The sequence below is a fragment of the Pseudomonas sp. genome (assembly GCF_049653025.1).
Taxonomy (GTDB): Bacteria; Pseudomonadota; Gammaproteobacteria; order Pseudomonadales; family Pseudomonadaceae; genus Aquipseudomonas.
On the sequence record NZ_JBASFM010000013.1, the window covers coordinates 1 to 23,053 of the forward strand.

Below are 23,053 nucleotides of genomic sequence, written 5' to 3' on the forward strand. Positions count from 1 at the left end.
CGTGGCTACTTGAAATCTGCAGCAGCTTGGTCAATCTGCAGACCTGAAATTTGCGTAGGAACGCGATTTCTGTTCCGACTCAGACCATCAAACCGGCTCTAAAACGTTTTTACACAGCCTCGGCCAATAGCGGTCATCGAGTGCCGACAAGACCAGTGGCAATTCACTTTGCTGTGATTTCGACACTTTTCGACACGTCTGCTAGGCAGTCTTGAAGCCGATCAGTGGCGTCCAGCCATTACGTTACGTTGGCTGGTTTGGTGCGTGTTGCCTTTCATGTCGTTTTTCACCTGGCTTAGTCGCGTTTGCCATTTATACTTCTATTGAAATCCGGGGTTTTCTGCCTGACAACGGATGTTATCAGGCAGCTCAGGTGTGCTTTGCGACAGTAATGTCGCCGAATTAATAGTTAGCTTACTTAAGGAAGAGTAATGTATCCGCCAGCATATCCACACGATCAAATACAGAATTTGTACCCTGGCGTATTTCTGCTGCATGGCAGCATTAAGATGGGCCCCGGAATGAGAATGAACAGAAACATGCTCATTCTACAAGGCGGCCCAGAATTAACATTAATTAATCCAGTTCGCATGAACGAGGAAGGCCTTGCAGCTTTAGATCTACTTGGCAAGGTGAGCAAAATAATCAGGCTGGGAGACTTTCACGGCCTTGACGATGAATTCTACCTAAACAGATATAAATGTGAGTTCTGGGCTCAGCAAGGCCAGGAAACATACAAATCACCAAGCCCAACAAAAATTATTAATTCAAGCACTACTGGGCCTATCAAAAATTCCGATTTTTTCATTTTTGAATCTGCCATTTTTCCAGAGGCAGCGCTTCTCATTAAAGAGCACAAGCTATTAATAACCACCGATAGCATTCAATATTATTCCGATTGGAGTTATTTCACGTGGTTTACAAAGTTTGCCTTTAAGTTACTAGGATTCAAAACAGGCCTAAACATTGGGAGGCCTTGGTTGAAGCGCGTAACACCAAAAGGTGAAACACTAATAAAAGATTTCCAGGCTCTTCTAACCCTCGACTTCGAGGCTATTATTGCTGCACATGGCGCACTCACTAAAAATGGTGCCAAAGAACTACTAAAAGCCGAAATGAGTGACGTGTTCACGTAAGCTAACAACAGGTTCAAACCGTTCGCTTCGCTCACTGGGGCGAGCTACGGCCCGTCCCTCAACCAAATGTTAGGCATATGCCCAAAACCGATATTTTCATACGACCAGCCAACCTTAGTGACCTTGCGACCATTCAAAAGCTTGGTTGCGAGACCTATGCTGATCACTTTTCTTTCTTATGGTCACCTGAAGGCCTTAAAAATTTCTTGGCACAAGACTTTTCTGTTGAAGCCTTAGAGATGATCCTTAGTCACCCGAACAAGCATCAGTGGCTTATTGCTTACTACTCTAGCGACCTACCTGTTGGTTTGTCTAAGGCAAACTGGTCTCAGCCCAATCCTATCACCAACATATTGGGCGCAGAGCTACAGAAAATTTATCTTCTCAAATCATTTTCTGGCGTTGGCGCAGGCACGGAACTATTAAAAACAACCGTTAAAAATGCAATTTTACGTGGCGAATCATCCATTTGGCTCGATGTACTAAAAACAAACACTAAGGCTCAGAAATTTTATTCACGCGTCGGCTTTATACAGGTTGGTGAAATACCTTTCAAAACCGACTTAAAAGAAATCGGTATGACCGTAATGGCTTGCGACCTGAGGCAAGCCTAACAACTGGTTCAGACCGCTCGGCTCGCTCACTGGGACAGACTAAAGCTCGCACCTTAGCTTAATCATTAGGTATAGGAATTTATGTGCTAATTCTAAAATTAGCTGTCGTGCCACTATTTATCGCTGCTGTAACTCTTGCTGGGCGTCGCTGGGGCGCCGGCTTTGCAGGACTGCTGAGTGGATTCCCCATAGTCGCTGGCCCGATTGTTGTATTCGTCGCTCTTGAGAACGGCACCCTGTTTGGCGCGCTCGCTGCTACTGCGGCGATCTCTGCTATTGCAGGTTTGTTGGTATTCGGAGTGACGTACTGCTGGGTAAGCATTCAATGGCCGTGGCCAGCCGCTCTTGCCTGCGCCACCGGGGCTTGGTTTGTTACAGCGACCTGCCTTGCGGCATTGCCCGCTGAGCCAGAATTAGCACTGGTCATTGCAGGGCTCGCTCTTGCACTCACACCGCATATCCTTCCTCCGAGTGGGTCTGCCTCAACCGAGGACAATAGTCTTACCGATCTCCCATATAGGATGTTCACCGGAGCCATCCTGACACTTGCTGTTACCGGTGCAGCAGCAACCCTGGGGGAAGTCTGGAGTGGGTTGCTGGCCGTTTTTCCGATCATTGGCCTTGTTCTATCGGTTTTCACGCACAGGACTCTGGGGCCGCGCCAGGTGGCGCACATGTATCGGGGCATGGTGAAGGGCCTTTACTCGTTTACCGCTTTTTTCCTCGTGCTTGCCGTTTTATGGCCGCGAGTTGAGTTCTGGACTGCCTGTGCCACAGCTGTAGGTGCAGGCGTCGCGGTGCAGGCAGTCGTGCAAGGGCTCTTGTGGCCCAACAAGATACTGCAATCAAAGCGCTGAAGCGGTTGTAGTCTGGGCGCACCGTACCTAACAAATAGTTCATATCGCTCACTTCGTTCGCTGTGACGGGCTAAAGCCCGCCCCTCAACCAAATACGGGTCAGCGTCCGCATTGGGTCGATTCTGTTGAAAAAGGCGCTTTGCCCGAATTACCTCAATAGCGACCGATGAAAAGGCCTTTTCTATGCGGCGCTACGTAAAATCTGAGCCCACAAACCTCTGCCGTATTTTAAGATTTCAATCTCAGACGCCAATTTTTCCGCCGTGGTAACCAAGGCCGACTTTTTCAACAGAATCGGTCGGTTTCTGCCGGTCGCCATAGATACAGAACGGCCAGAAACGGACACCTACTATTCGATAGAGCACTGGCACTACCAGCTTGGCGAAAACAAAAAAACCGGCACGGCGGCCGAGTTTCGAAGAGAGTAGGGTTCGTCCAAGTCGGCCTCTTTGGGAGCAGTACGGGTGGAAAGTGACAGGAATATCTGCGGCGCGGCTGAATGACGTGCCCTCGTTCAGCTGCGCTCGCGGTAGTTCAAGGCTAACGTCAAGTTGGGGAATTTCACGCGAAGCTTGGATATACGGATTTAAACCTCCTCGTTTAGATATCCCTTCATTCTCATCCAATCATCATTAAACATTTTTCCTAGATATCGAGATCCATGATCATGAAAAATAGCCACCACCAAATCATTTTGAGTAAGACTATCTGACATCTGCATTAAACCTGCCATGACTGCACCTGACGAGTTACCTACAAATATCCCTTCTTTACGTGATATTTCACGCGTCATGAGAGCAGCATCTTTATCCGTTACTTTTTCAAAGTGGTCAATAATTGTAAAATCGACGTTGGCAGGTAAAAAATCTTCTCCTATGCCCTCGGTCACATATGGATAAATCTCGTCTTTATCAAAAAGACCCGTCTCTTTATATTTCTTGAAAACAGACCCGTAGGTATCAACACCCCAGATTTTAATGTTTGGATTTTTATTCTTTAAATATTTTCCAATCCCGCTAATAGCACCTCCAGTTCCAACACCAACTACTAAATGAGTAATCTTACCTCCGGTTTGCTCAAATATTTCCGGACCGGTAGTTTCATAGTGCGCTTGGGGATTGCTTGGATTGTCGTATTGATTTGGCTTCCATGAATTAGGAGTTTCGTTTTCTAATCGGGATGAGACAGAGTAGTACGATCGAGGATCTTCTGGATCAACGTCTGTAGGACAAACTATAACTTCAGCTCCTAAAGCTCTAAGGACATCTACCTTTTCCTTCGACTGCTTATCCGTTGTTGTGAATATACACTTATAACCCTTTATGATAGCTGCCATGGCTAATCCCATACCGGTGTTCCCACTAGTTCCTTCAATAATAGTTCCACCTGGTTTTAACAGCCCATCTTTTTCTGCGTTTTCAATCATTTTCAAAGCCATTCTATCTTTAATAGAATTACCAGGATTAAATGTTTCTATTTTTGCCAGTACTGTCGCCGGGAGATGACTAACTAACTGGTTAAGTTGAACCATTGGCGTGTTTCCAATGGTTTCAAGAATATTTTTCTTCCACATAATTCATTCTTCCCTGTTAAACTATATTTAAATTAATTTTCATTGCGCGCTTACGCGCAGCTGGAAGTTTCCGCGCGTGTCAAAGAGCCGACCTGAGACACTTCCATAACTAACAATGCCCTGCGTAAAACTCGAAACCCGAAAGCTGGCGCGACGAATATCAGGTTAGATAAGAATGCCCAGAGCCAGTTCGGGGCGACAGCGTTGCAAAGGGGCCCCAAGTACTGTTTCTATTGCTGCACTAGTAAGCGCCTCATCAAACGTTAGCGGGAGTAACTCTTGCACTTTGGTAACATGGCCGCGTTTTGCAAAAGACATCTGCCAGTACCTGTGCACCGCCCAATGCAGCACTCGCCGAGCTTGCCGACGACTATCAAGATGGCAGTCTCCCCCGCCGACGAAATTCGCGGAGGAACCACCAGTCCGATAACGCGCGGCCCTTTGAATAATCGAGCAAGATAAAATCGACGTTCAGCGCCTGAGCTGTTTTTACCGATTATTCTAGGATAAGGAGCGGCCTTCGGAAGTATCGATCAGCCGCAGCTTCTTCCCATATACTTGTGTCCCGCCAAATTTTTAGAGATAAGATGAAGTCGGAATAGGTTCAGCCATTGCATGCCCTAGCCATAGATATCTTCCATGCTTCCGTGCTCCACAGCGGTATACCGTTCTTCCTCTGTCGCGTAGGAAAAACAGATTATCTTCCTGGTGTCTGTGCCTTTTAACGGGGAGACTCGGTGCATGACTCGTTTACCTAAAAGCACATAGGCAGAACCGGAGGCGAGCTCGAGAGATTGAATCGTCTTGGTGTCCAAATAGTGCTGAACCTGCGCGGAAGCCTTGTCCCAGGACGTTCCATCCACGTATTCGACCTGGGCACCGTTCTGCCGCTCGGGTGCCTCGAGCACCAATACAAGAGAATAGCTGTAATCATCCCAGTGCCAGCCGTGGGTGTCTCCGTCCTCGTTCATCTTGTTAACCACGATTTGCTCGGGTTCGTAGGGGCACGTGATGACGGCACTTCTCGCCAGTTTCGCCAAAAACTGGATGAGCCCCGAGTCGGAGTACAACTGCGAGATTAAAGGCGCATGCTCAAACACATTGTTTCGGGACACGCTAACGTACTTCCTCGGGGTATTGCCCGTCGACTGAATGCGGACATCCACGCGTCTGCCGTGCGAGCTCAGTAGCTCGTCCGCTTCTTCGGTTAGCTCTTGTTTGAGCAGCCTCGGCAGAAACCCGCTCAGATGTACCACCCCGTGTTGGCTCAATTGGTTGCCGAGTGAATCGGTATCGTAATCAGCAAGGCGCGTCTTCAACTCCGCTGAGCAGTCAATCATGTTCGCTAAAAGCATTTTCAATTCCCTTGTGGAAGTGGGCAGCGCGCTGCATGCAGCCCAATCGTTATCCGTTAATAACTTACAGCGATACTTTGACCAGCCTTCAGAACCGCACCGCGGGTGCCTACTTTTGTGCCTACATCGCTGATATCGATAGTGAAATCTCGGACAGCGCCGGGCTGGAAAATAAGACAAACGCTGCTTCCGCCATAGCTGAAGTATCCAAGCTCATCGCCTTTCTCGACCCTATACCCAACCTGAACAGATATCGAAATCGACGACACTTCCGAGATTCCGACGGCCACTATGCAAACCATCCCGAGTGCGGGGTCGTCGCTCTCGACAAACACCAAACTCCGGGTGTTGACGCAAGACATGTACGCCTGGGAGTAAGTGCCAGCGGTCAAATCTTCGCCGACAGCTTCGGCGTTGCTGAACATCAATCCTTCGATGGTCGAGACCTTTCTTACGGTCCCGGCGATGGGGCAGTGGAAGCGGTGATAGTTCTTTCCATCCAAGAAGCTCTGGAAGACCGTGCCACCTTGAAACCGCTGCGAAAGGGGGTCGCCCGCCAACATGTGTACGAGGGAGTAGGGCTGGCTCTTGATCCAGAATTGATCGATGCTCTTGATCTCACTAGCCACCTTGTAGAACGTCCCGTCGTTTGGCGAGACGATGACTTTGGCGTTTTCCGGCTCGGCGATTGGCCGACACTCAGGCTTGATTTGACGGTGGAAAAAAGCGTTGAACGAGGCGAAGCCCCAGTGCGGCGCCGATCGATCTGTAATCAGATACTCATCCAGGTTGTGACGCGCATAGGACGAGGGGCATAACCAGCCATTTTCGTTCGTATGGAGCACTGCCCTAGATTCCGGGGAATCGAGATAGAGGCACCAGCTCTTGAGAATGGTTTTGATACAGTTATTGAAAGTATCAATCCGAAAAATGGCCTGGCCGGCGGGCGTCATCATCATGTAGACGAAGAGGGTCGAGACAGGGAAAAAATTGGCACGCTTGGGGTCTGCGTTGTACTCCGGAGCGCGGGTAGAAATCAGTTGAAGCGCTTGTAGCAACTCTGTAATGCTGGAAACTACTCGGTGCTCTCGGGGCACTTGTTGGAACATTTCCAGTGCATACATACGAACAGTTGGGTCGCTTCGAAGCAGGTCGTCAAGCGCTTGTATCGGCGCGGACCACTGTTCCGTATCGATGCGCACTCCGCACAACTCTTCTTTTACGTCAAGTAGAAACGCATCAACTTGAGTTCTTAAGTGTGGCGAATACCCGGGAATCTGCGAAATAGTCATGGCATCCTGCTATGAGTAAAGGCGTGAAGCGTGTTTGTTCATTGCCCACAACATGAGCAATGAACTGACATGATTAAAAATCAACTCATGAAAATTCAAGAGCTGTCGCAATAGCGAAGATTAAGGCTCGCGTCAGAGCGAGTAGTACATGTCGAACTCGACAGGGTGTGTAGTCATGCGGAAACGAGTGACTTCCTGCATCTTGAGTTCGATATAGGCATCGATATATTCATCGGTAAACACTCCCCCCTTGGTCAGGAAGGAACGATCCTTGTCGAGATGTTCCAGCGCTTGGTCCAGGCTGTGGCAAACGGTCGGGATCTTCGCGTTTTCTTCCGGCGGCAGATGGTAAAGATCCTTGGTAGCGGCTTCGCCGGGATGGATCTTGTTTTGAACACCGTCGAGGCCAGCCATCAGCAAAGCGGAAAAAGCAAGGTACGGGTTTGCCATTGGATCCGGGAAGCGCGCTTCGATGCGACGGCCCTTTGGGCTTGCAACGTAAGGAATTCGGATTGAGGCCGAGCGATTGCGCGAGCTGTAAGCCAGCTTGACGGGCGCTTCAAAGCCCGGCACTAGTCGCTTATAGCTATTGGTCGTCGGGTTCGTGATCGCATTGAGCGCGCGCGCATGCTTGATTATGCCGCCGATGTAAAAAAGCGCGAATTCCGACAGGCCAGCATAGCCTTCGCCGGCGAATAAGTTCTTGCCGTCCTTCCAGACCGACTGGTGCACGTGCATGCCCGAGCCGTTGTCGCCAACGATGGGCTTCGGCATAAAAGTGGCCGTCTTGCCGTAGGCCGAGGCGACGTTGTGGATGACGTACTTCTGCAGTTGCCACCAGTCGGCACGCTCAACCAGCGTCGAGAACTTTGTACCGATCTCCATCTGGCAGCTGGCAACTTCGTGGTGGTGCACTTCGACCGGGATACCCAGCTGCTCAAGGACTAGGCACATTTGTGAACGCATGTCATGGCCAGCATCGACCGGGGGGACCGGAAAGTAGCCCCCCTTAACGGTAGGACGATAGCCCTTATTCCCTTGCTCATAGGCCTCGCCCGTGTTCCAGGCGGCGTCCTCGGCACCGATCTCAAAAAACGCCCCCTTCATACTTACATCCCATCGGATGCTGTCGAAGATAAAGAATTCGGGTTCCGGGCCAAAGAACGCGGTATCGCCGAGTCCCGAGGACTTCAGGTAGGCCTCGGCGCGTTTGGCCAGCGAGCGCGGATCCCGCTCGTAGGGCTGCCCGTCTATTGGTTCGACGACGTCGCAGCTCAGGATTAGCGTCCGATCCTTAAAGAATGGGTCGATGTTGGCCGTGCTCGGATCCGGCATCAACAGCATGTCAGACGCCTCAATACCCTTCCAGCCGGCGATCGATGATCCGTCGAACGCGTGGCCGGAGACGAATTTATCTTCATCGAAGTGAGAAACGGGCACTGTTACATGATGTTCCTTGCCACGAGTATCGGTGAAGCGAAAATCAACGAACTTGACTTCGTTTTCTTTAACCAACTTCATCACATCGGCAACGGTCTTAGACATCAACAACTCCTTGTTTATTTTATAATCTTTCTATCCAGCATAAATGGCCGGCCCCGCTTAGCGGGAAAGCCACAAAAGCAAGGCACACTATGTGCCACAACTACGCTTCATGCTGTATGAATCATTCACCCAGGTCGAACATTCCATTTAGTTCAAGCGACCTAAATGTATCTAGATCGCCAAGAACTTGTTGCTCTGACTCGTGTGAAAGCATCAAGATGCCTGGCGAAGTTTCAAGATCTCTTGTGATTTGCACCTGCGATCCAATATTCGGTAATCCCACAAGGCACTGAAATGATGAAAGCCCTTCGACTTTATCTAAATTATTATACCCCTTCAAAATACCAGAGCGTCGACTAATCAAGGAGACTGAAAGCACATGTTTAGCGCTTTTTTTATTGAGGTATTCTTGCGTTAGGCCATGCTCAAGGTAGCAGTCAATAGTTGCGCTCACATGTGAGTACCCTTGGGCTTCAGACATTACTTGATGCTGAATACCTCCGGCTGGCCTGGCGCCAACTTCTATAAGTGTCGGAACTCCATTATTGACCATTAGCTCTACATGGCAAGGGCCGTTACGAACGGCCAGTGCGTCCAATACTGACTTTGTATAGTCAACTAACGCTTGCTCTAACGGTCCGTGGCTCAGCAATAATCGCTCATAATTATAGATATATGCCGTACCTACATCCTCTCTGTTGTCCTCCCAGATTTCGGCAATGAAATGCTGGCCTCCGTAGCTAATCGTATTTACGATGTACTGTTTACCAATTAGCAACTGCTGGACAAGTACTGCATCATTAACTAATCCAAGGGTGTTCGTCTTGCGGTGTATCTTTTGGAAAGCCTTGAATAGTTCATCCTTCGTCTTGCAGATATATACGTCGTCAGAACCGGCACTCGCACATGGTTTGACGACCGCAGGGAGACCTAGTTGCTCAGCGGCTCTTTCAAGCTCCACTTCGCTTTCTACTCTAAATGTTTTGGCTGATCTTACGCCCTCAATTGAAAGCGACTCAGCCATATCGAACTTATTTCTTCTCGATTCGCTTTTAAATCGTCCGTTAGTTGGCGTACCAAGATCTTCTGACAACAAGTCTGCAAGCGCAACGCCGGTCTCGCAGCCGGGAAGAATTACAGTCAGATTTTCAATCGACCGAATTTCTTCTAATAATGTGCCGTAATCGCCACTGTAAGCAAAATTCGCTTTGTACTGACTAGCATCAAAACTTTTCAGGTCATATTCCAGTATCTCACTCATACTTTGAATATGATAAACGCTTATCCCTTTCTCATTTAAAAGTCTCGCGAAATGCTTGCCACTCGAATAGCCATCAACAATGGCCCAAGAGACCTGCTTATTTTGATCTGTTAAATTCATTGTGTAATTTCCCGGTGCGATTCATTTTTATACTGAAAGAGAGTGTGGAATACCGCGATAGATACAACCGAGACAGACATAACAATTGTATCAATCTTGATTGTTTCTCCGCCGACAAATAGAGTGTACAGCGCTAAACTAACAACTGGAGATGTGGCAATGACGACCTCGGTCAGCACGGGCTCGCATTTTTCAATTCCCTTCTGTAGCAACCAAAGACTTAAAATGGTTCCTGCAGCAGCAACTATCAATAGCAATTGGTAATTGCGCACTGCCACGTCAAGCAGCTCTACAGACGGCGATGACATGAAGTACGATATGCCAACCAATATATAAAACCGATGCGCCATGATTTTACTTGTTGGTATCTGCGAGTCGGCCAGCCGTTTCGAAAAAACAGTTGTAGCAGCAATTGTGAAGGAAGACAGCACCACATAAGCAAAACCTGTAGCTGCTTGACTCCCTTGCAGTGAACTGATATTTACAAACGCCCATGCTGTCGCGCAGGCTAGTAATAAGATTGTCGAAATCCAGTCGGCCTTTGTCAATGCGCTTTCTGATCGCAGTAGCCGATTAACAATTAGTGTGGCGGCAGGTATTGTTCCTGCATACAAGGCTGCCACAGACGGCGGGCTTAAGTATTTCAGCGCGAGGAATAGTCCAACCCAATTTCCTGCAGTAACCAGATTCAGCCAAATTATATTTTCTGTATATTTCGCTGCCTTTCTGGGTGCGCCACTTGTGCTCTTAAAAAAATTTACAGCGGCATAGAATATAGCTGCCAAGCCGAACACTATAAACAAATAGTCATATGGATTATCGACTTTAAAGTGCCCCTCTAGAGCAATATCCCTCGCAGCTGACAATATCGAAAACCCAAGCAGGCAGAGCACGCCTGTTAATAGATGTGAATGCACTTCTTTTTCCTTATAGGCTCGGCAGTTGTAATGTCGCCACCAAAGTAAGCGAGCATACTCCTGTCAACTCGGCCAAAAATTCCCTGACCGCGCTACAGGTCGCCGGTTGCGCCCTTGATTTAATTGAGTTGGGTAGTTTTGATAGGCGCATGACTGCGTTGGACAGAATGCCGCAGGCCGCGCGCCGCGGGGGCACGTCATAGAATGTTTACGGAGTTGGCACCGTCTGGATGATGACGGACGCGCAGATACAAGCCTCTTATGAAGGCCTGCTTTAGGAGAGAGTGCTAAAATGCAAGGGGTAGAATTAGAACCCGCAATTTGTGGCAATGGTATCAACGTGACAATGGCCACCATTGAGCTACTACCAGATCCAGAAAGTACTTGAAGGTGCACGCTGACTTTGCCGGCAACCCTTTGGGCTACTTCAATGCGCTCGCCAACTATCGGACAGGGACACTCACCGGTCGTTCTTGCTACTGCTGCGCCTTGCATACCGTCTTGAAGGCGCCGAATTACATACTGACTCAAGCTGTCTTTGCCCAGGTGCCCCTGGGTGTCCTGAGGGGTAGCCTGCGCGACTGTGCTGCCGCTAATCATTCTTACATTCCTTGTAAATTCGCCAATAAATGCTACATCGCACCAGGCTTCCTACGCAACATGCGATTTTTAGTGCCGGGGCGCGTGAAGCAGCAGGATCAGCTTGGCGGCCTCGTTACTCATGTTTTGCCTACATAGTACTAGCGCTAGTTGGGTGCATGACCCGCACCGAGGACGTGAAACGTTTGCAAGCGAGGAGGATTCATTTTCTACACACGATCGCATCGGCCTTGATGATGCTGGCGTCGACGGCGAAGGGGTGGCGACGTCTTGCCCACGCTTAACGCGCCGCGCATCAAGCAAGCTTTCTGTGGTCACGACGGATGGCATGAAGGGATAGCCAAACCCCGTATTGATATACGGAGTTTGCTTGAGTGCAGGTCATGGTCAAGGATAGTCGACGAGCTGCATCCAATTGAATCGCCACGAGTTTCGTAGACACATTGAGTGTCCAGCTTGTGGCCGACACCTGCCTGTTGCGACCGGCGACTCCCGGCCAAAAGCGAACTCACAATTAGACATGGAAGCCTCAAGAGACGCAGGGGCTATTCATTTGATCTGCTGTGTTCGAAGGTGTATGCGGGGGAGCCGGTTTCTACCAGGCGGTAGTCAGATACGAAAAAAGGCACCACAGGCACCTTCTTTGAATATTGCGATCCAGACACCACTTGCGAGCCGCCTTGCGCGACTACGGCTTTCGCCGCTGGGGAGTGCTCGGTCTCATCTGGTCTGTCACTCCGATGCGCGCAGTATTGCGCTACAGTGGTCGTGATGCAAGGTGATGCCGGAATTCGGCTGGCTGCGTTACAGGGCGCTGCTGGCCGGCCGCATGTGAGTGCGCGCGCACGTTGAGGCAGCACTTGTCATGTAAACGTTGCACTTCGCGGTAATCAGCCTCCTGCACAATCATCACACCATCTAGCCGGCCGACCGAAATGCCGTCGCGGAACCGCACCACGGTTTCATTGAGTATCGTGTCCTCGATACCTACCTCTATCGTGACGCGAAGATCATCGTAAGCATTGCGCATAGCAAGGCGGGCGTTCGAATGTCTCCAAGGGGAGGCTAGAGGCCAACGAATTCTCGGAGCAGGCAGTGAAGATACACGGTGCTCTACGCCCACGGATACTGACCGGAGTGCAGCTGGATATGGGCTACAAGCGACCAGCAAATGCTGCCGCGACCACAGGGGATAAGAGAGCTGGCTAGAAAATGATCAATTATCTATGTCGAGATAATTGCAGATAATTCCCCAATCCGTGGCCGTCTTGAGGACAGGAAATTTGCCAAAAGGCGCGAATCAGATCGTTTACGGACAGCGGAGCAGAGGCTTCATTTACGCGTCAGCGCGCTTACAGCACAGCAGCGACTTGAAGAGTGGCCGTCTGTTCCGCGCTGAAATGACGTCCCAGAAATGACAAAGGCGACCTCAACGAGACCGCCTCAAACCAAGTTTCATCACCGGTATACATACCCGGGAGAGGAAGCTCTTGGGCAGCGCCCAAGAATAGCACCGATCAAAGCGCCACTGTGAAGGCGATGATGCCTCCACGCCGAGCCGCCTTCAGGTAGACCGTAGATCCGCGACCTCAGCTTGGATACTGCTGAGGATCTGATCCACCTCTCCCGCCGGGGCCTGTTTTAGATAGGCCAGGATGAGCAATGAGGCGGGATGAACCGAAAGAATTGCAGCCACTTGCTCGATCTTCTCCAGCGAAGGCTTCCACTTGCCGCGCTCAATCGCACTGATGTAGCTCTGGCTGGGGCCCAGTCCTTCCTGAGGCAATTCCCTATGTTGCCGAAGCTCTTTAATCACCAGCCCAAGCGCTTCATTCAGTTCCACTTTGCTGCCTCGCAAAAGGAACGATGAAGCCTTTTCGGGGCCAAATGAGCTATGCTGTATATAGCTTAAATGTGGATAACCATCGATGTTCACCACCCACCGGCATGCTGAAATCCCGCTCGCGCCCGTATTTGAGGAGCCCCACCAACTGTGGCGCTTTGTTGAACTAGAGCAACAAAGCCCCTGGTTTTGCGTAACCCTGAACATAGGCAAGGGTCGAGCGAACTGGAGAACGATGTACCTTGTTGCATCCGAGGCAGAGCTAGAAAAAATGCTGGAAGGTGTCGCTGCCAACGCCAAAGTAGAGGACGTGCAAGTCATCACTCCCGCACGCCTGAATGGAACCGGCGCATGGCAGATGGAACCGCTCGCCGAGCTGGTTCGCATCTTCGATACCGATGAAAAGGTATTGGGCTATGACCTCAAAACCGCATCAGGGGTTATCTACTCGGATAGAGATTACGTCAGCTCGGTTGATGTAGGGCGCGCTCAAATCTACCGTTCCACGGCCGCCTAACCACACGTGTTATGAGTAGTCTCGCTGAGGTAATACTTAAGCGAATTCGGTGCCTACCTGAAGGGAGCCTGCTGTCGGCTCGACACCTTCTTCATCTAGGTAATCGCGGGGCAGTGAATCAGGCTTTTTCTCGGCTAGCGAAGGATGAGCACTTGCTACGTGTGGCGCGAGGTCTATACGTAGCGCCGGTCGCCACTCGCTTCGGTAAGCGTTCACCTGCGACGGAGAGGGTGATCCGATCTTTGGCTGTGACAACCCATGAGGTAATCGTCGCCAGCGGTGCACGGTCAGCCAATGCCTTAGGCTTGACGCGACAGATGCCTGTCCGGGAGATATTCCTCACCAGTGGTCAGTCACGAATCTTGCGTTTGGGTAAGGCCGAAATAGTGATCAAGCATGCGCCAAAGTGGCAGATGGCTCTCGGGGCTTCCTATGCCGGTCAGGCGGTTAGAGCACTGGCCTGGCTGGGGCCCAATCACGCACGAAGGGCCGCAGTGAAATTGAAAAAGCTACTGCCTGCGAGTGAGTGGCGGGCCCTGCAATCAGCTAAACCCATACTCCCGGCCTGGATGGCGGAGCTCATCTGACACATAAGGCGGGATCTCTGAGATATGCCAGTCGGAGCGCTTCATCGTCGGTTGGGTTTACCAGCGACGCATTACCAGATGCACAATGCCGCCCTGGATGGACTCCCGACAAAACTGGCTGCAGATCTAGCACATGAGTTAGGTCTGCCAGCTCTCAGGCGCAAAGTGGGTAGGAGCATCACCTCGCCGAGCCGTCATGTCTCCATGTTTAAGCGAGATCCTCTATCACCTTGTCGAGGTTTTGGATGCGCTTTTAGAGCTCTACGATGGCAATCTTGATGGGGCCCTTCGATGGCTGACCTCGCCAAATATGATGCTCGCGTCTGAACGGCCGGTAGATCAGCTCGTCACGGAGCCGGCTGCCGGGCCGTGTTCCAAGTAATCCACTCGATTGAGCATGGCCTGCCTGTTTAAACAGTCTCCAATCGGTATCGGTTATGGGACATGACGCCACGGATCATCAACTCGTCCCCTTCCAGAACGTAGCGCGGAGCATGGTACGAGTGCTCGAATTTCAGGACGTAGCTGCCATGAATCTTTTCCTGGTGTAGGTGTTCTGAACACCGGATCAGGTCTTCTTTTGAAGCTGTGAAACCGGCTGCTCCAACATCGATTGCGTTAGCCCGTGCATATCCGCATTGGCTTGCCAGATCAAAAACCGGCTATGCATATCTCGAACAGCAGCTAACAGCTTCTGATTGGTCGCTGTCAGTTTCTCGATGCGCTCGTTGGCTGCCTGAATATCGCTAATCCAGCCCGGCTTCAGCTTCTGAGCCTTCAATCCCGCCTTGGCATTCTTCATTGCTAAATCCACGGCAGGTAGATTCATCAGGGACTGGCGAGCACGACTGATACCCAGTTTTTCTTTGCAGGCCTCAACGAGCAAAGGCCAGGTCAGCTTCGGCTCTGACCATTCCTCAATTAGCTTAATGATGCGTTTCTCATCCTTTGGCGTTAAATGCCCCATCGTTAACCCTCGATCTCATCCAGCAAGGCCAAGACGTCATCCAACGATGGCAACGCCTCTTGCGCCTGGTTATCTTCAACGAATTTGACTTCGATCAGCCCCGACATTGCGGCGGCGTTCTTGGTCAGCGTCCAACCGTTATCGGCGTTCCACACGATGGCACCGTTTTCGAGTTCGGGGTTTTCCAGCGTATGGATGAGCGCCTCGCACTTAAAGAGCTTCTCACCCAGTTTTTTGGCCGACTCCGATGCCCCGAACACACCCCGAGACTGGGCATCCATGGCTTTATCTAGGCGGCGTTTAAGGTCGTCGCGTTCTTCCTTAAGATTGCTCAGCTTTACGTCATCCCCTTTGACGCAACCGAGCCGCCCGCAGTCCAAACAGGCACCCATTTTCGGGCAGGGCTCGGAAGCAAAGTCGTGCACACAAACGCCGTAAGGGGTTAGATGGATAATGCGGTCCTGCTCACCCTCTCGCAGTTCCCTCACCTCAATCAGGTTCAGCGGCTGATTGGTTTTGACCTTTTCCAGGCGCTGAGCAGCGGTGCTGTGCTTCGTTTGTGGGTGGTAATCCGCAACCCTTTGGGTGCGTTCCTCGACGGTTTCATGGTTGTAGACCGACCCCAACGTCGTGCGCCCGGAGAAGGCGTCAATCAGGAGCTGCGACAGGCCCGCCCGGTGCATCTGCGTGTTCAATTCGTGCCGAAACGCATGTGTGTTGACCGTGACGCCGGAGTAGCCATAGCGCTCGAACAGGTTTATCTTTTTCCGGTCGGTCAAACCGCTTAATTGCGCAGCCATTCGGGTAGGGTTCGCCGCGATCTCAATGCCAAACCCGTGTGTCACAGTAATGCCACCTGCGTCTTCAGCCAGCGCTCCCGTGCGCACTGTGAACAACGCATTACGGTACTTCACCCGAGCTTTGCCCTCCGTATACGGCGTGGTGTATGGAAAATCCTTTGGAAGATACTTCTCCCGCAACAGTACATTGAGCTTGCGCAGCGTGATCACACACCGGTCGTCAAATTCAAAGCTCTCTAACCTGCCCTTAACATATATGCGCTTCCCCGCGCTGGAGTCCCACCCGTCTCGGATCTCGGCCAATAGGGCTCGGGCGACGGGGCTGAGCGCCATTTGCTTCTCCATGCATATCAGGAATTTTTGATTGAATCTCCTTCGCGGGCCGTCACCAACGCTGAGTTTCAGCGCGGCACAGGCTTCTGCGTAGGTTAGCGGTTCATCAGGCCCCTTGGATGGCAGTCCTTCATGGGGCGGAAACTCATCGGGATGATCCTCCAGCCAGGCGGCGTAAGCCCGCGCCTCATCGGTGATCGGTTTCAGTAACGTGATGGCCCGCTCGACGACCGGCTCCATCTCAGGCGTAATGACGGGCTTCAGCATTACCTGGTTTATCTTTTCCGCGTACCAGCGCAAGAACATGCGCTGGTTGCCTTGGGTATCCTCTTTAAATACTAGGCAAGCCAATTCGACATCCGCCAATTCACCCACGCGACTAGGTGCACTCAGCAACAGCGCACAGGCGGATGTCACAACGATATCGAGGGGGCGGGTCAATTCGTTATTGAACACTTCCCCGAGGGCTTTTATTGCTTCAGGGTTGGGCAGCTTCTGTTTCCGATCGGCTCTTTGCTGCTTGAGCGTGCCAGTCGGCTTCAGCCTCAGCGGAGAAGTCCATCGGAAATCCGACTTAAGCAGTTTTTTGTCCCGCATCAGGGTGATGATGGCCTCAAGTGCCTTACTGTGTCTGTATGCGGTATCGCCTTTTGTGCTGTGACGGTTCAGGTGGTCGCACGCTTTATTACAGACAGCGGCGGACACCTGCGTCACATCCAGCGTGCCGGTCAACTCGAACAGGACGGCTTCCAGCGCCTTCAGGGTGGACAGCCAATCACGGATGTCCTTTTTCTGCAAATACACCCTTCGGTACACAACCATTGCTTTGGCAAACTCCGTGAAGGGTACCTGCATCGCCTTTGGGGCGGTTTTGGTCGATCCGAGCGCCGTGAAGCTACAGGATTGGACGCCATGCGAGTGCCAACTGTCGTCTTCCCAGCGAATACTCGCGTGCACTCGATAGGGAATGCCTTTGGGTAGGGTCTGTTTTGCCCATTCGATAAACGCCGCGAGCTGAGTCTCCGCAGCCAGTTGGCTCCTGGGCTTAAAATCAACAATGTTGCTCGTTGGTTCAGACGGTTCAGAATCAAACGCTTCGGTCACTCTTCTGTCCTCCCAGAGCCCGATGATCGGCGCATGGCCTCACAATCCAGAATCACCTTGCGGCAGGCCAGAATGGCCCGATCCCAGAGCACGCCGGTGGTTTTGTCCGTGGCAATTGTTTGCTCCCGACGACGTTCCAATCGCTCAAGGACCGAACTGTGATCCGCGTCCAGAAGTGGCTGAAACTTTCCGCAGGCGTAACAGGTAAACGGCGCATCGAGATGGCAGGCGGCATCGGCACCACACACCGCCAGATCCTCGATTAGTCGATCCGCTAGTTCCCCGTTTTTCGCTGAGGTGCGATCTGTGACGATGATCCCGGTGAACGCATTCACAACCAAGGCCAGATGGTCGGTCATCTTCGCGTCGATCAACGCCAGCAACTCTGCCGACACCTGTCGGTACTTTCGCACTGTCTGAGTACCCTTGTGCATCAATGCGCGGGCCATCGCCCACTCACTCATCCCCGCATTGGACAGGTCCGTGCCGAGGGTGTGCCTGAACCGGTGACCCCGCGTCACAATCAGCGGCTGATGGGTGCGAGGCGAAATCGGAAAGCCCTCCATCCGCCCGATGCGCTCAAGCCATGCTCTGACTGTATTTGATCCGACATGAAAGATCGCCTGCGGCGCGTCTTCGAGGCTTTTTTGAAGGTGACTATCGAGCAAAACAGGGGGATTCACCCGCTCCCTAAGTTCTGTTTCATCATCCAGCTTCCGACGAAAGAGGGGCACATTCTCAATGGCTGCATTCCAATCGGTACCGTCTGGATACGTTTGCCAGAGTTGCGCCAGTACCATTGCCTTGTAGGCATGCACCACGCGGTAGAGGTCATCATCCAGACTGAATGTTTCGAACTTTACTCGCCAACTGTAGGCGCTGGCCCAACGTGAACACCCTGCTGGCCTAACGTGACACCTTGAACCGAAAAAGTCTGAACACCCTGCTGGAGAAATTGATACACCAAGCAGGGTGGCTTTCTTACGCTGTGAAGAGTAGGCATTGACTAACTAGCAGCTCAAAAAAAGCCCAGTGCATAACTGGGCTTAGGACGCTTGGGTCGGAAATGCTGAGGGTTTCCCCCACCCAATCTGGTTATCCCAAAAGACACTTATCAGCTGCTGCTCTTGGGCTAATAATTGTTACTTTTCTATTTTTTCTATTTGGCTTTTTACGGCAGCCATCTCCTCACTGCTTAATCTTGAACTTATATCTTCAGTAAGATGGAGGTCTTTGATCAAGGTCTTGGGGACTGGACTACCTAATGCGTACTGGAGAAGTTCCGTTATGGCCAAATATGCATGCCTATTATCCCCACTCGAAATATAGGATATATACCAGCGAGCTATCGCCTCATCTAGAATTCTAATGTTATTCTTTCTGGCTATTCTCATAACCCATTGAGCGGATTCAAAGTCTCCAGCCTCTGCATATCTCAAAGCATACACAAGCCCTGCAGCGGAATCATTATTCGAGGCTAATATCTGGATGTATAAGTTCGACATCTCAGAGCTACCTGAATCCGCACCATTTTTGGTTATAACTAGTGCTTTTTTCTGATCACCGCATGCGAGCAGTGAGTATATATAATCCGCACTTGCCCCTAACTCTTCTGCGGGGCATCCAGGCCTGCTTGTTGTGCCCTGATTGGCTGTGCAGCCATATAAAGCCAGTGCAAATACTAGATAAATTTTACGCATAAATATCATTCCCTTCCAAAGTAACGATAGCTTCCAGGCCTAGAGGTATCCGGGTGCTTACCGGAACTGTCAGCAGCATATGGCGTTGGATTAAGCGAATATTTTTTATTGCCGAAAAAGCTTTGGTCCCAGCGCCACCAAATTAGAGCATCTGGCGCACTGGTTTGATTGCCCCATACCGGCGAAAAGTTTTCTGCTATCGAGTTTTCACCTTGCCCTGTTGAGCACGACTTGAAAACTACAGGCATATTCTCAGTGCATCCATGCTTTTTGAGATCTTCTTTCAGACTAGCTAGTCCGTCTGGGTTGTTTCCGAACCATACCCTTGATGAGCCTCTATCATCTTGAACAGAACCAGGAGTTCCATGACCATAAATGACACATTTTGTGGGGTCGTCTGGATCTGCTTGAGCTCCGTTATATGGAATCTCATCTGTCGGATTAAAATATATGGCTTTTACTAATCCGTGTCGGTCCATATATTTTATTGGATTGGCATCAACATATCCGAAGGTATTAAGACCACCATTTAGTCCAATCGGATCGCTTTCGACGTAGCGCCCCGTCTCGGGGTCGTAATCGCGGAAGTAGTTGTAAACTAATTCACAGTATCACCCTTGGCCCTTCGAAGCGCTGAACCACCTCCAAGCATCATAATATACCCGCCCAGAGCCGGGTTAACATCGAAATTGGCCATAAGCACACGTATAGCTTTTCTCTGGGCCATACGCCAAATAACAAAAGGTACAGCGAAGAACCTCACACTTCTAGTGGATATTTTTTATAACACTCTTAAGAGTTCCATCTTCTATCGTGCTGGTTAAATCCTCGAGAACCTTCTTGTCAGTCGTGTTTAGCTCTACTTTACCTTCAGATTGAGAAAGGGCAGTTGAGACACCAAGTTGATAGCGGTATGAACCGCCATCTAAATCCCTAATCAGATCCGAAACCGTTTCTTTAGGTAAATCACTTTTAATCATGTCCGCCAGGCGGACTCGGGCATCTCTGCGAGTATATTTATCGTTTGACTCTAGATCCACTAAAGCCCTCTGAAGCAAGCCATCCTTATTGTATGCGCTCACAATAGCAGGCAGCGGACGTATAGCAGCCCCCGAAAGAGGTACATCCACGGACGCACTTACGAAAGAAGCAGGCGGGTATATTTGCGCGATAATTTTTTTATCTAGATCAGAAATGTTATAGTTAACAATATTAGCGCACCTACTATTTCGATCATTGTATATCTCACTTGGAAGGTTGTAGATCATTATTGAATCGAAATCACCCTTTCGAGCAACATAACTTGGATTTACCTGCCCAATGAATCCTAAATTGCGATCTACTTGATCGCGATCCCATTCATGCGGGGCCCTAGCAAAATATTCGTATACATTTCCAGGCCCGCTCCACTTTATCTCTGCTTGGCAGTTTGTATTCGGATTCTGGTGCTCATGCAATAAGCCTAAAGCGTGTCCAAACTCATGTCTGATCACCGCTTTATGATAAGCATCAGCCTTCTCTGTAACCACGGATGGCGAAAATTTGCCCTCTGAATAAATCCTGTTGAATCTAGCTATGTTCATTGACGGAGAGAGCGGATCTATCATAGATTCGCTATCTCTTCCAATAAGAGACCAATATCCACTTGAACCAAAACCAACTCGGATTTGATAATATCCTCTCTGATGGTCAAGGCAATTATAGCCACCTGAATCTGGCCCAAAATCTAGCTTGACGCTTGAGTAGTTACTCCACTCGCCAGCGACATCCCTAATTAACCTAGCAACCGTTTTATTCCCGCCAAAAGTACATACACGGAGTTTTCTTCCAGGCTCCCACATGCGTTGCTCATCATACAATTGACGCTGCGCCGCCGTCAGGTCATCAACATTCTGCTTAGATGTGTACATATAAATGTAAGATTCTGGTAGCGCTTCTATCAATGGAACATCCTCTGCACATAAGGCCCCAGAGTACGCGAGCAATAGAACGCCGCCATATATGTACGATTTTTTAGTCATAATGTATTCTCCATGCATACGAAGAAGAGCAATCCGAAAAACCTTTTCCAGAATTATGAGCGCTTCTGGTTAACACTAATTTCACACTGAGCGAGTCACCTCAGGTGGCGCAGGATTCATAGTAGACTTCAAACCTAAAACTACCACCCCGTGGACTCAAGTCCAACGGCAGGGTCACGAGCAGGTACCTTCGTTGCCGTTTCGGCATTTAAAACAGGCTCGGAATGCTAATTTACAGCTAGTAAATTTGGCGTCCTTGTCGGCTCTAGCCTTGTCTCGGCTGACTCACCTACTTTTGGAAACGCTTTCTTAAGTTCTGCACGAAAATTCGGTACAGGTTGAGTCGCCATCTCTATTGACTGTAGACCCGCATTGCAAAGCGCTACAAATCCCCGATGGTGTTTTGTCTAGCATCTCGTTTCCCTGGAACAGGTCATGCCCCCAGTAGTAACGATCGGCTCGTAACCAGCAGAATGTTCTGAGCTCCTATTTCGAGCTCGCCGAGCAAGGTGCCGCCCAAGATGAGCAGCCCAAAAATCAGGCAACCATATGATTTAATGGGAAAATATAATTTATCCAGACTCCATACCCTTACTGCAAATATATTTCAACACGTTCTGGACAACTGGTAATGGCGATCTAATATTGCTACTTGAATGCAGTAATAGGCTCTCTCTGCACTACACTTGCCAGGAATGGACTCATGGATTTTAAACTCATCTTGTGCCTCCCTTTGATCACACTTACTTCATCGTGCGTCATACTTGACCCGTACATCCCTACAACAAAAATCGAAGTAGATACCATCGAAGTTAAACATCCAGTTAAGTTACTTTCCCAAAAGTACAGAAAGAAATTTGAATCTTATGCATCTGAGCTATCCCAGGTGTCGAATAGTGCTACCGTTGCTCTTGCCGGCCTTTTAGGTTTCGGTGGATATAAAGGTGTCACCGGTGGTGGCGGCCACCAAATTGCTGCGCTCGGCGCTGGAGCAGGTGTAACCTATGGCCTCCATGGAGCTTTATATAAGCCGAGCAGAGAGCAGATATATTTAAGCGGCGTTAGCGCACTTAACTGTATTGACAAGCTATATAGTGGGTTTGATTCTGGTCGAGGTGAGGATCTAGCCAAGAATTATCTAGATGACACTGACTGGCTTAGCTACAAGGATAGATATTATGCTGCGCTAATCATGGTTCGTAAGTATGAGGACGAGTATAAGAGTAGAGTTCTAGATGTGCCTGCCACTATAAATGTAATGCTTTCGGCTGAGCAACCATCTCCGGAACAATCGTATGCTTTTATTTCTAGCGTAATTACCTCTAACATCCCAGCACCCAAAGCGGTTGTTCCCAAAGTAGCAGCCGCCTTGGGCGGTGCCACGTCACTTTACCCAGACTTAGAGGACTGGGTTTCCCAGTCTGAACAACTGTCCACAGCATTCAAGGACAACCCAAGCAAGGAGTGTCCGATTGCTGGAGGCCTTGCGCCGCGCATCGTCAAGGTAGGGGATAGTTTGATTACTAAGTTGAATGCCAACTCAGTTACTCAGTTTCCCATACAGAATACTAGTGGCGTGATCGGAGTGTCTGCAAAACCTCAGGATGCAACCGATAAAAATGCGCTCGAAACTAAAATACTTGCTGATAAAGGCGAGTTTTCAATTGAGATCAATGCCAAGACAAAAACTACTAAACCCATATTTATAACGGTTGTGGATTATGGGAAAGGAGGTGCAAGCAGTAGCATGTGGGTCGAGGTTAATTAAAGAGTGTTGTCCTGTGATATACATTACTTTACAGGCACTTTAACTGGTTCAAAAACCAGACTAAGTTTATCGCTGTCAAGATTTAAATAATTAAAACGCAGTGTTAGGGATGGTCTGAAGTAGTCAGTATTTCTGGCTGATTT

The 23,053-nt window shown here is 50.0% G+C and carries 21 protein-coding genes and 2 pseudogenes; 7 read left to right on the top strand and 16 right to left on the bottom strand.

Annotated elements, in window-relative coordinates:
* Nucleotides 1–539 precede the first annotated feature (539 nt).
* The 3 genes from WBK23_RS10095 (at nucleotide 540) to WBK23_RS10105 (ending at nucleotide 2,607) form a co-directional block, all read left to right on the top strand.
* Complete coding sequence (locus tag WBK23_RS10095) at nucleotides 540–1,136, top strand: hypothetical protein (RefSeq protein WP_424483845.1); 597 nt, start codon at nucleotides 540–542, stop codon at nucleotides 1,134–1,136.
* A gap of 77 nt (nucleotides 1,137–1,213) precedes the next feature.
* Complete coding sequence (locus WBK23_RS10100) at nucleotides 1,214–1,750, top strand: GNAT family N-acetyltransferase (protein ID WP_424483846.1); 537 nt, start codon at nucleotides 1,214–1,216, stop codon at nucleotides 1,748–1,750.
* An 83-nt stretch (nucleotides 1,751–1,833) separates the two neighbouring features.
* The gene (locus tag WBK23_RS10105) at nucleotides 1,834–2,607 is read left to right on the top strand and encodes a hypothetical protein (RefSeq protein ID WP_424483847.1); all 774 of its coding nucleotides are present in this window, start codon (nucleotides 1,834–1,836) and stop codon (nucleotides 2,605–2,607) included.
* A 586-nt stretch (nucleotides 2,608–3,193) separates the two neighbouring features.
* On the opposite strand, the gene WBK23_RS10110 is transcribed toward WBK23_RS10105, so the two are convergent.
* From WBK23_RS10110 to WBK23_RS10150, 9 genes are all read right to left on the bottom strand, one after another.
* Nucleotides 3,194–4,180 (bottom strand): PLP-dependent cysteine synthase family protein, encoded by a 987-nt coding sequence (locus tag WBK23_RS10110; protein ID WP_424483848.1) that lies wholly within the window; start codon nucleotides 4,178–4,180, stop codon nucleotides 3,194–3,196.
* Between the two features lie 620 nt (nucleotides 4,181–4,800).
* Nucleotides 4,801–5,535 carry a HalD/BesD family halogenase gene (locus tag WBK23_RS10115; protein WP_424483849.1) on the bottom strand — a complete coding sequence of 245 codons (735 nt, stop codon included), beginning with the start codon at nucleotides 5,533–5,535 and terminating at the stop codon, nucleotides 4,801–4,803.
* Between the two features lie 56 nt (nucleotides 5,536–5,591).
* Complete coding sequence (locus WBK23_RS10120) at nucleotides 5,592–6,827, bottom strand: phosphatidylserine decarboxylase family protein (RefSeq protein ID WP_424483850.1); 1,236 nt, start codon at nucleotides 6,825–6,827, stop codon at nucleotides 5,592–5,594.
* Nucleotides 6,828–6,959: 132 nt separating this feature from the next.
* A complete protein-coding gene (glnA, locus tag WBK23_RS10125) occupies nucleotides 6,960–8,372 on the bottom strand; it encodes a type I glutamate--ammonia ligase (protein WP_424483851.1) in 1,413 nt (470 codons plus the stop codon).
* Nucleotides 8,373–8,493: 121 nt separating this feature from the next.
* Nucleotides 8,494–9,753: an ATP-grasp domain-containing protein gene (locus tag WBK23_RS10130; RefSeq protein ID WP_424483852.1), complete on the bottom strand. Its 1,260-nt coding sequence runs from the start codon at nucleotides 9,751–9,753 to the stop codon at nucleotides 8,494–8,496.
* A complete protein-coding gene (locus WBK23_RS10135) occupies nucleotides 9,750–10,670 on the bottom strand; it encodes an EamA family transporter (protein ID WP_424483853.1) in 921 nt (306 codons plus the stop codon). Before WBK23_RS10135 ends, WBK23_RS10130 begins: the two co-directional genes overlap by 4 nt.
* 63 nt (nucleotides 10,671–10,733) lie before the next feature.
* Nucleotides 10,734–11,270 (bottom strand): dihydrodipicolinate synthase family protein, encoded by a 537-nt coding sequence (locus WBK23_RS10140; RefSeq protein WP_424483854.1) that lies wholly within the window; start codon nucleotides 11,268–11,270, stop codon nucleotides 10,734–10,736.
* 757 nt (nucleotides 11,271–12,027) lie between these two features.
* The gene (locus WBK23_RS10145) at nucleotides 12,028–12,300 is read right to left on the bottom strand and encodes a hypothetical protein (protein WP_424483855.1); all 273 of its coding nucleotides are present in this window, start codon (nucleotides 12,298–12,300) and stop codon (nucleotides 12,028–12,030) included.
* Between the two features lie 534 nt (nucleotides 12,301–12,834).
* A complete protein-coding gene (locus WBK23_RS10150; protein WP_424483856.1) occupies nucleotides 12,835–13,113 on the bottom strand; it encodes a helix-turn-helix domain-containing protein in 279 nt (92 codons plus the stop codon).
* Nucleotides 13,114–13,198: 85 nt separating this feature from the next.
* Here WBK23_RS10150 and WBK23_RS10155 point away from each other — a divergent pair, with 85 nt between their 5' ends.
* The 3 genes from WBK23_RS10155 (at nucleotide 13,199) to WBK23_RS10165 (ending at nucleotide 14,599) form a co-directional block, all read left to right on the top strand.
* Entirely contained in the window at nucleotides 13,199–13,630 is a 432-nt protein-coding gene (locus WBK23_RS10155) for a hypothetical protein (RefSeq protein ID WP_424483857.1), read from the top strand.
* An 11-nt stretch (nucleotides 13,631–13,641) separates the two neighbouring features.
* Complete coding sequence (locus WBK23_RS10160; RefSeq protein WP_424483858.1) at nucleotides 13,642–14,217, top strand: DUF6088 family protein; 576 nt, start codon at nucleotides 13,642–13,644, stop codon at nucleotides 14,215–14,217.
* A 196-nt stretch (nucleotides 14,218–14,413) separates the two neighbouring features.
* On the top strand, nucleotides 14,414–14,599 hold the full coding sequence (locus WBK23_RS10165; protein ID WP_424483859.1) for an antitoxin Xre/MbcA/ParS toxin-binding domain-containing protein: 186 nt from the start codon (nucleotides 14,414–14,416) through the stop codon (nucleotides 14,597–14,599).
* Between the two features lie 186 nt (nucleotides 14,600–14,785).
* Here the strand turns inward: WBK23_RS10165 and WBK23_RS10170 are convergent, their stop codons facing one another.
* From WBK23_RS10170 to WBK23_RS10200, 7 genes and pseudogenes are all read right to left on the bottom strand, one after another.
* Nucleotides 14,786–15,184: a hypothetical protein gene (locus tag WBK23_RS10170; protein WP_424483860.1), complete on the bottom strand. Its 399-nt coding sequence runs from the start codon at nucleotides 15,182–15,184 to the stop codon at nucleotides 14,786–14,788.
* 2 nt (nucleotides 15,185–15,186) lie between these two features.
* A complete protein-coding gene (locus WBK23_RS10175) occupies nucleotides 15,187–17,421 on the bottom strand; it encodes a hypothetical protein (protein ID WP_424483861.1) in 2,235 nt (744 codons plus the stop codon).
* Nucleotides 17,418–18,290, bottom strand: a pseudogene (locus WBK23_RS10180) (site-specific integrase); the annotation flags it as partial. The gene WBK23_RS10175 and the pseudogene WBK23_RS10180, both read right to left, overlap by 4 nt.
* Nucleotides 18,291–18,563: 273 nt before the next feature.
* Nucleotides 18,564–19,121 (bottom strand): hypothetical protein, encoded by a 558-nt coding sequence (locus WBK23_RS10185; RefSeq protein WP_424483862.1) that lies wholly within the window; start codon nucleotides 19,119–19,121, stop codon nucleotides 18,564–18,566.
* A 5-nt stretch (nucleotides 19,122–19,126) separates the two neighbouring features.
* Nucleotides 19,127–19,600, bottom strand: coding sequence for a hypothetical protein (locus tag WBK23_RS10190; RefSeq protein WP_424483863.1), 474 nt, complete (start codon nucleotides 19,598–19,600; stop codon nucleotides 19,127–19,129).
* Nucleotides 19,580–19,723, bottom strand: a pseudogene (locus WBK23_RS10195) (RHS repeat-associated core domain-containing protein); the annotation flags it as partial. The pseudogene WBK23_RS10195 and the gene WBK23_RS10190, both read right to left, overlap by 21 nt.
* Nucleotides 19,724–19,888: 165 nt before the next feature.
* Nucleotides 19,889–21,142, bottom strand: coding sequence for a hypothetical protein (locus tag WBK23_RS10200; protein WP_424483864.1), 1,254 nt, complete (start codon nucleotides 21,140–21,142; stop codon nucleotides 19,889–19,891).
* Nucleotides 21,143–21,845: 703 nt separating this feature from the next.
* Here WBK23_RS10200 and WBK23_RS10205 point away from each other — a divergent pair.
* On the top strand, nucleotides 21,846–22,910 hold the full coding sequence (locus tag WBK23_RS10205; RefSeq protein ID WP_424483865.1) for a hypothetical protein: 1,065 nt from the start codon (nucleotides 21,846–21,848) through the stop codon (nucleotides 22,908–22,910).
* Nucleotides 22,911–23,053: the final 143 nt, after the last annotated feature.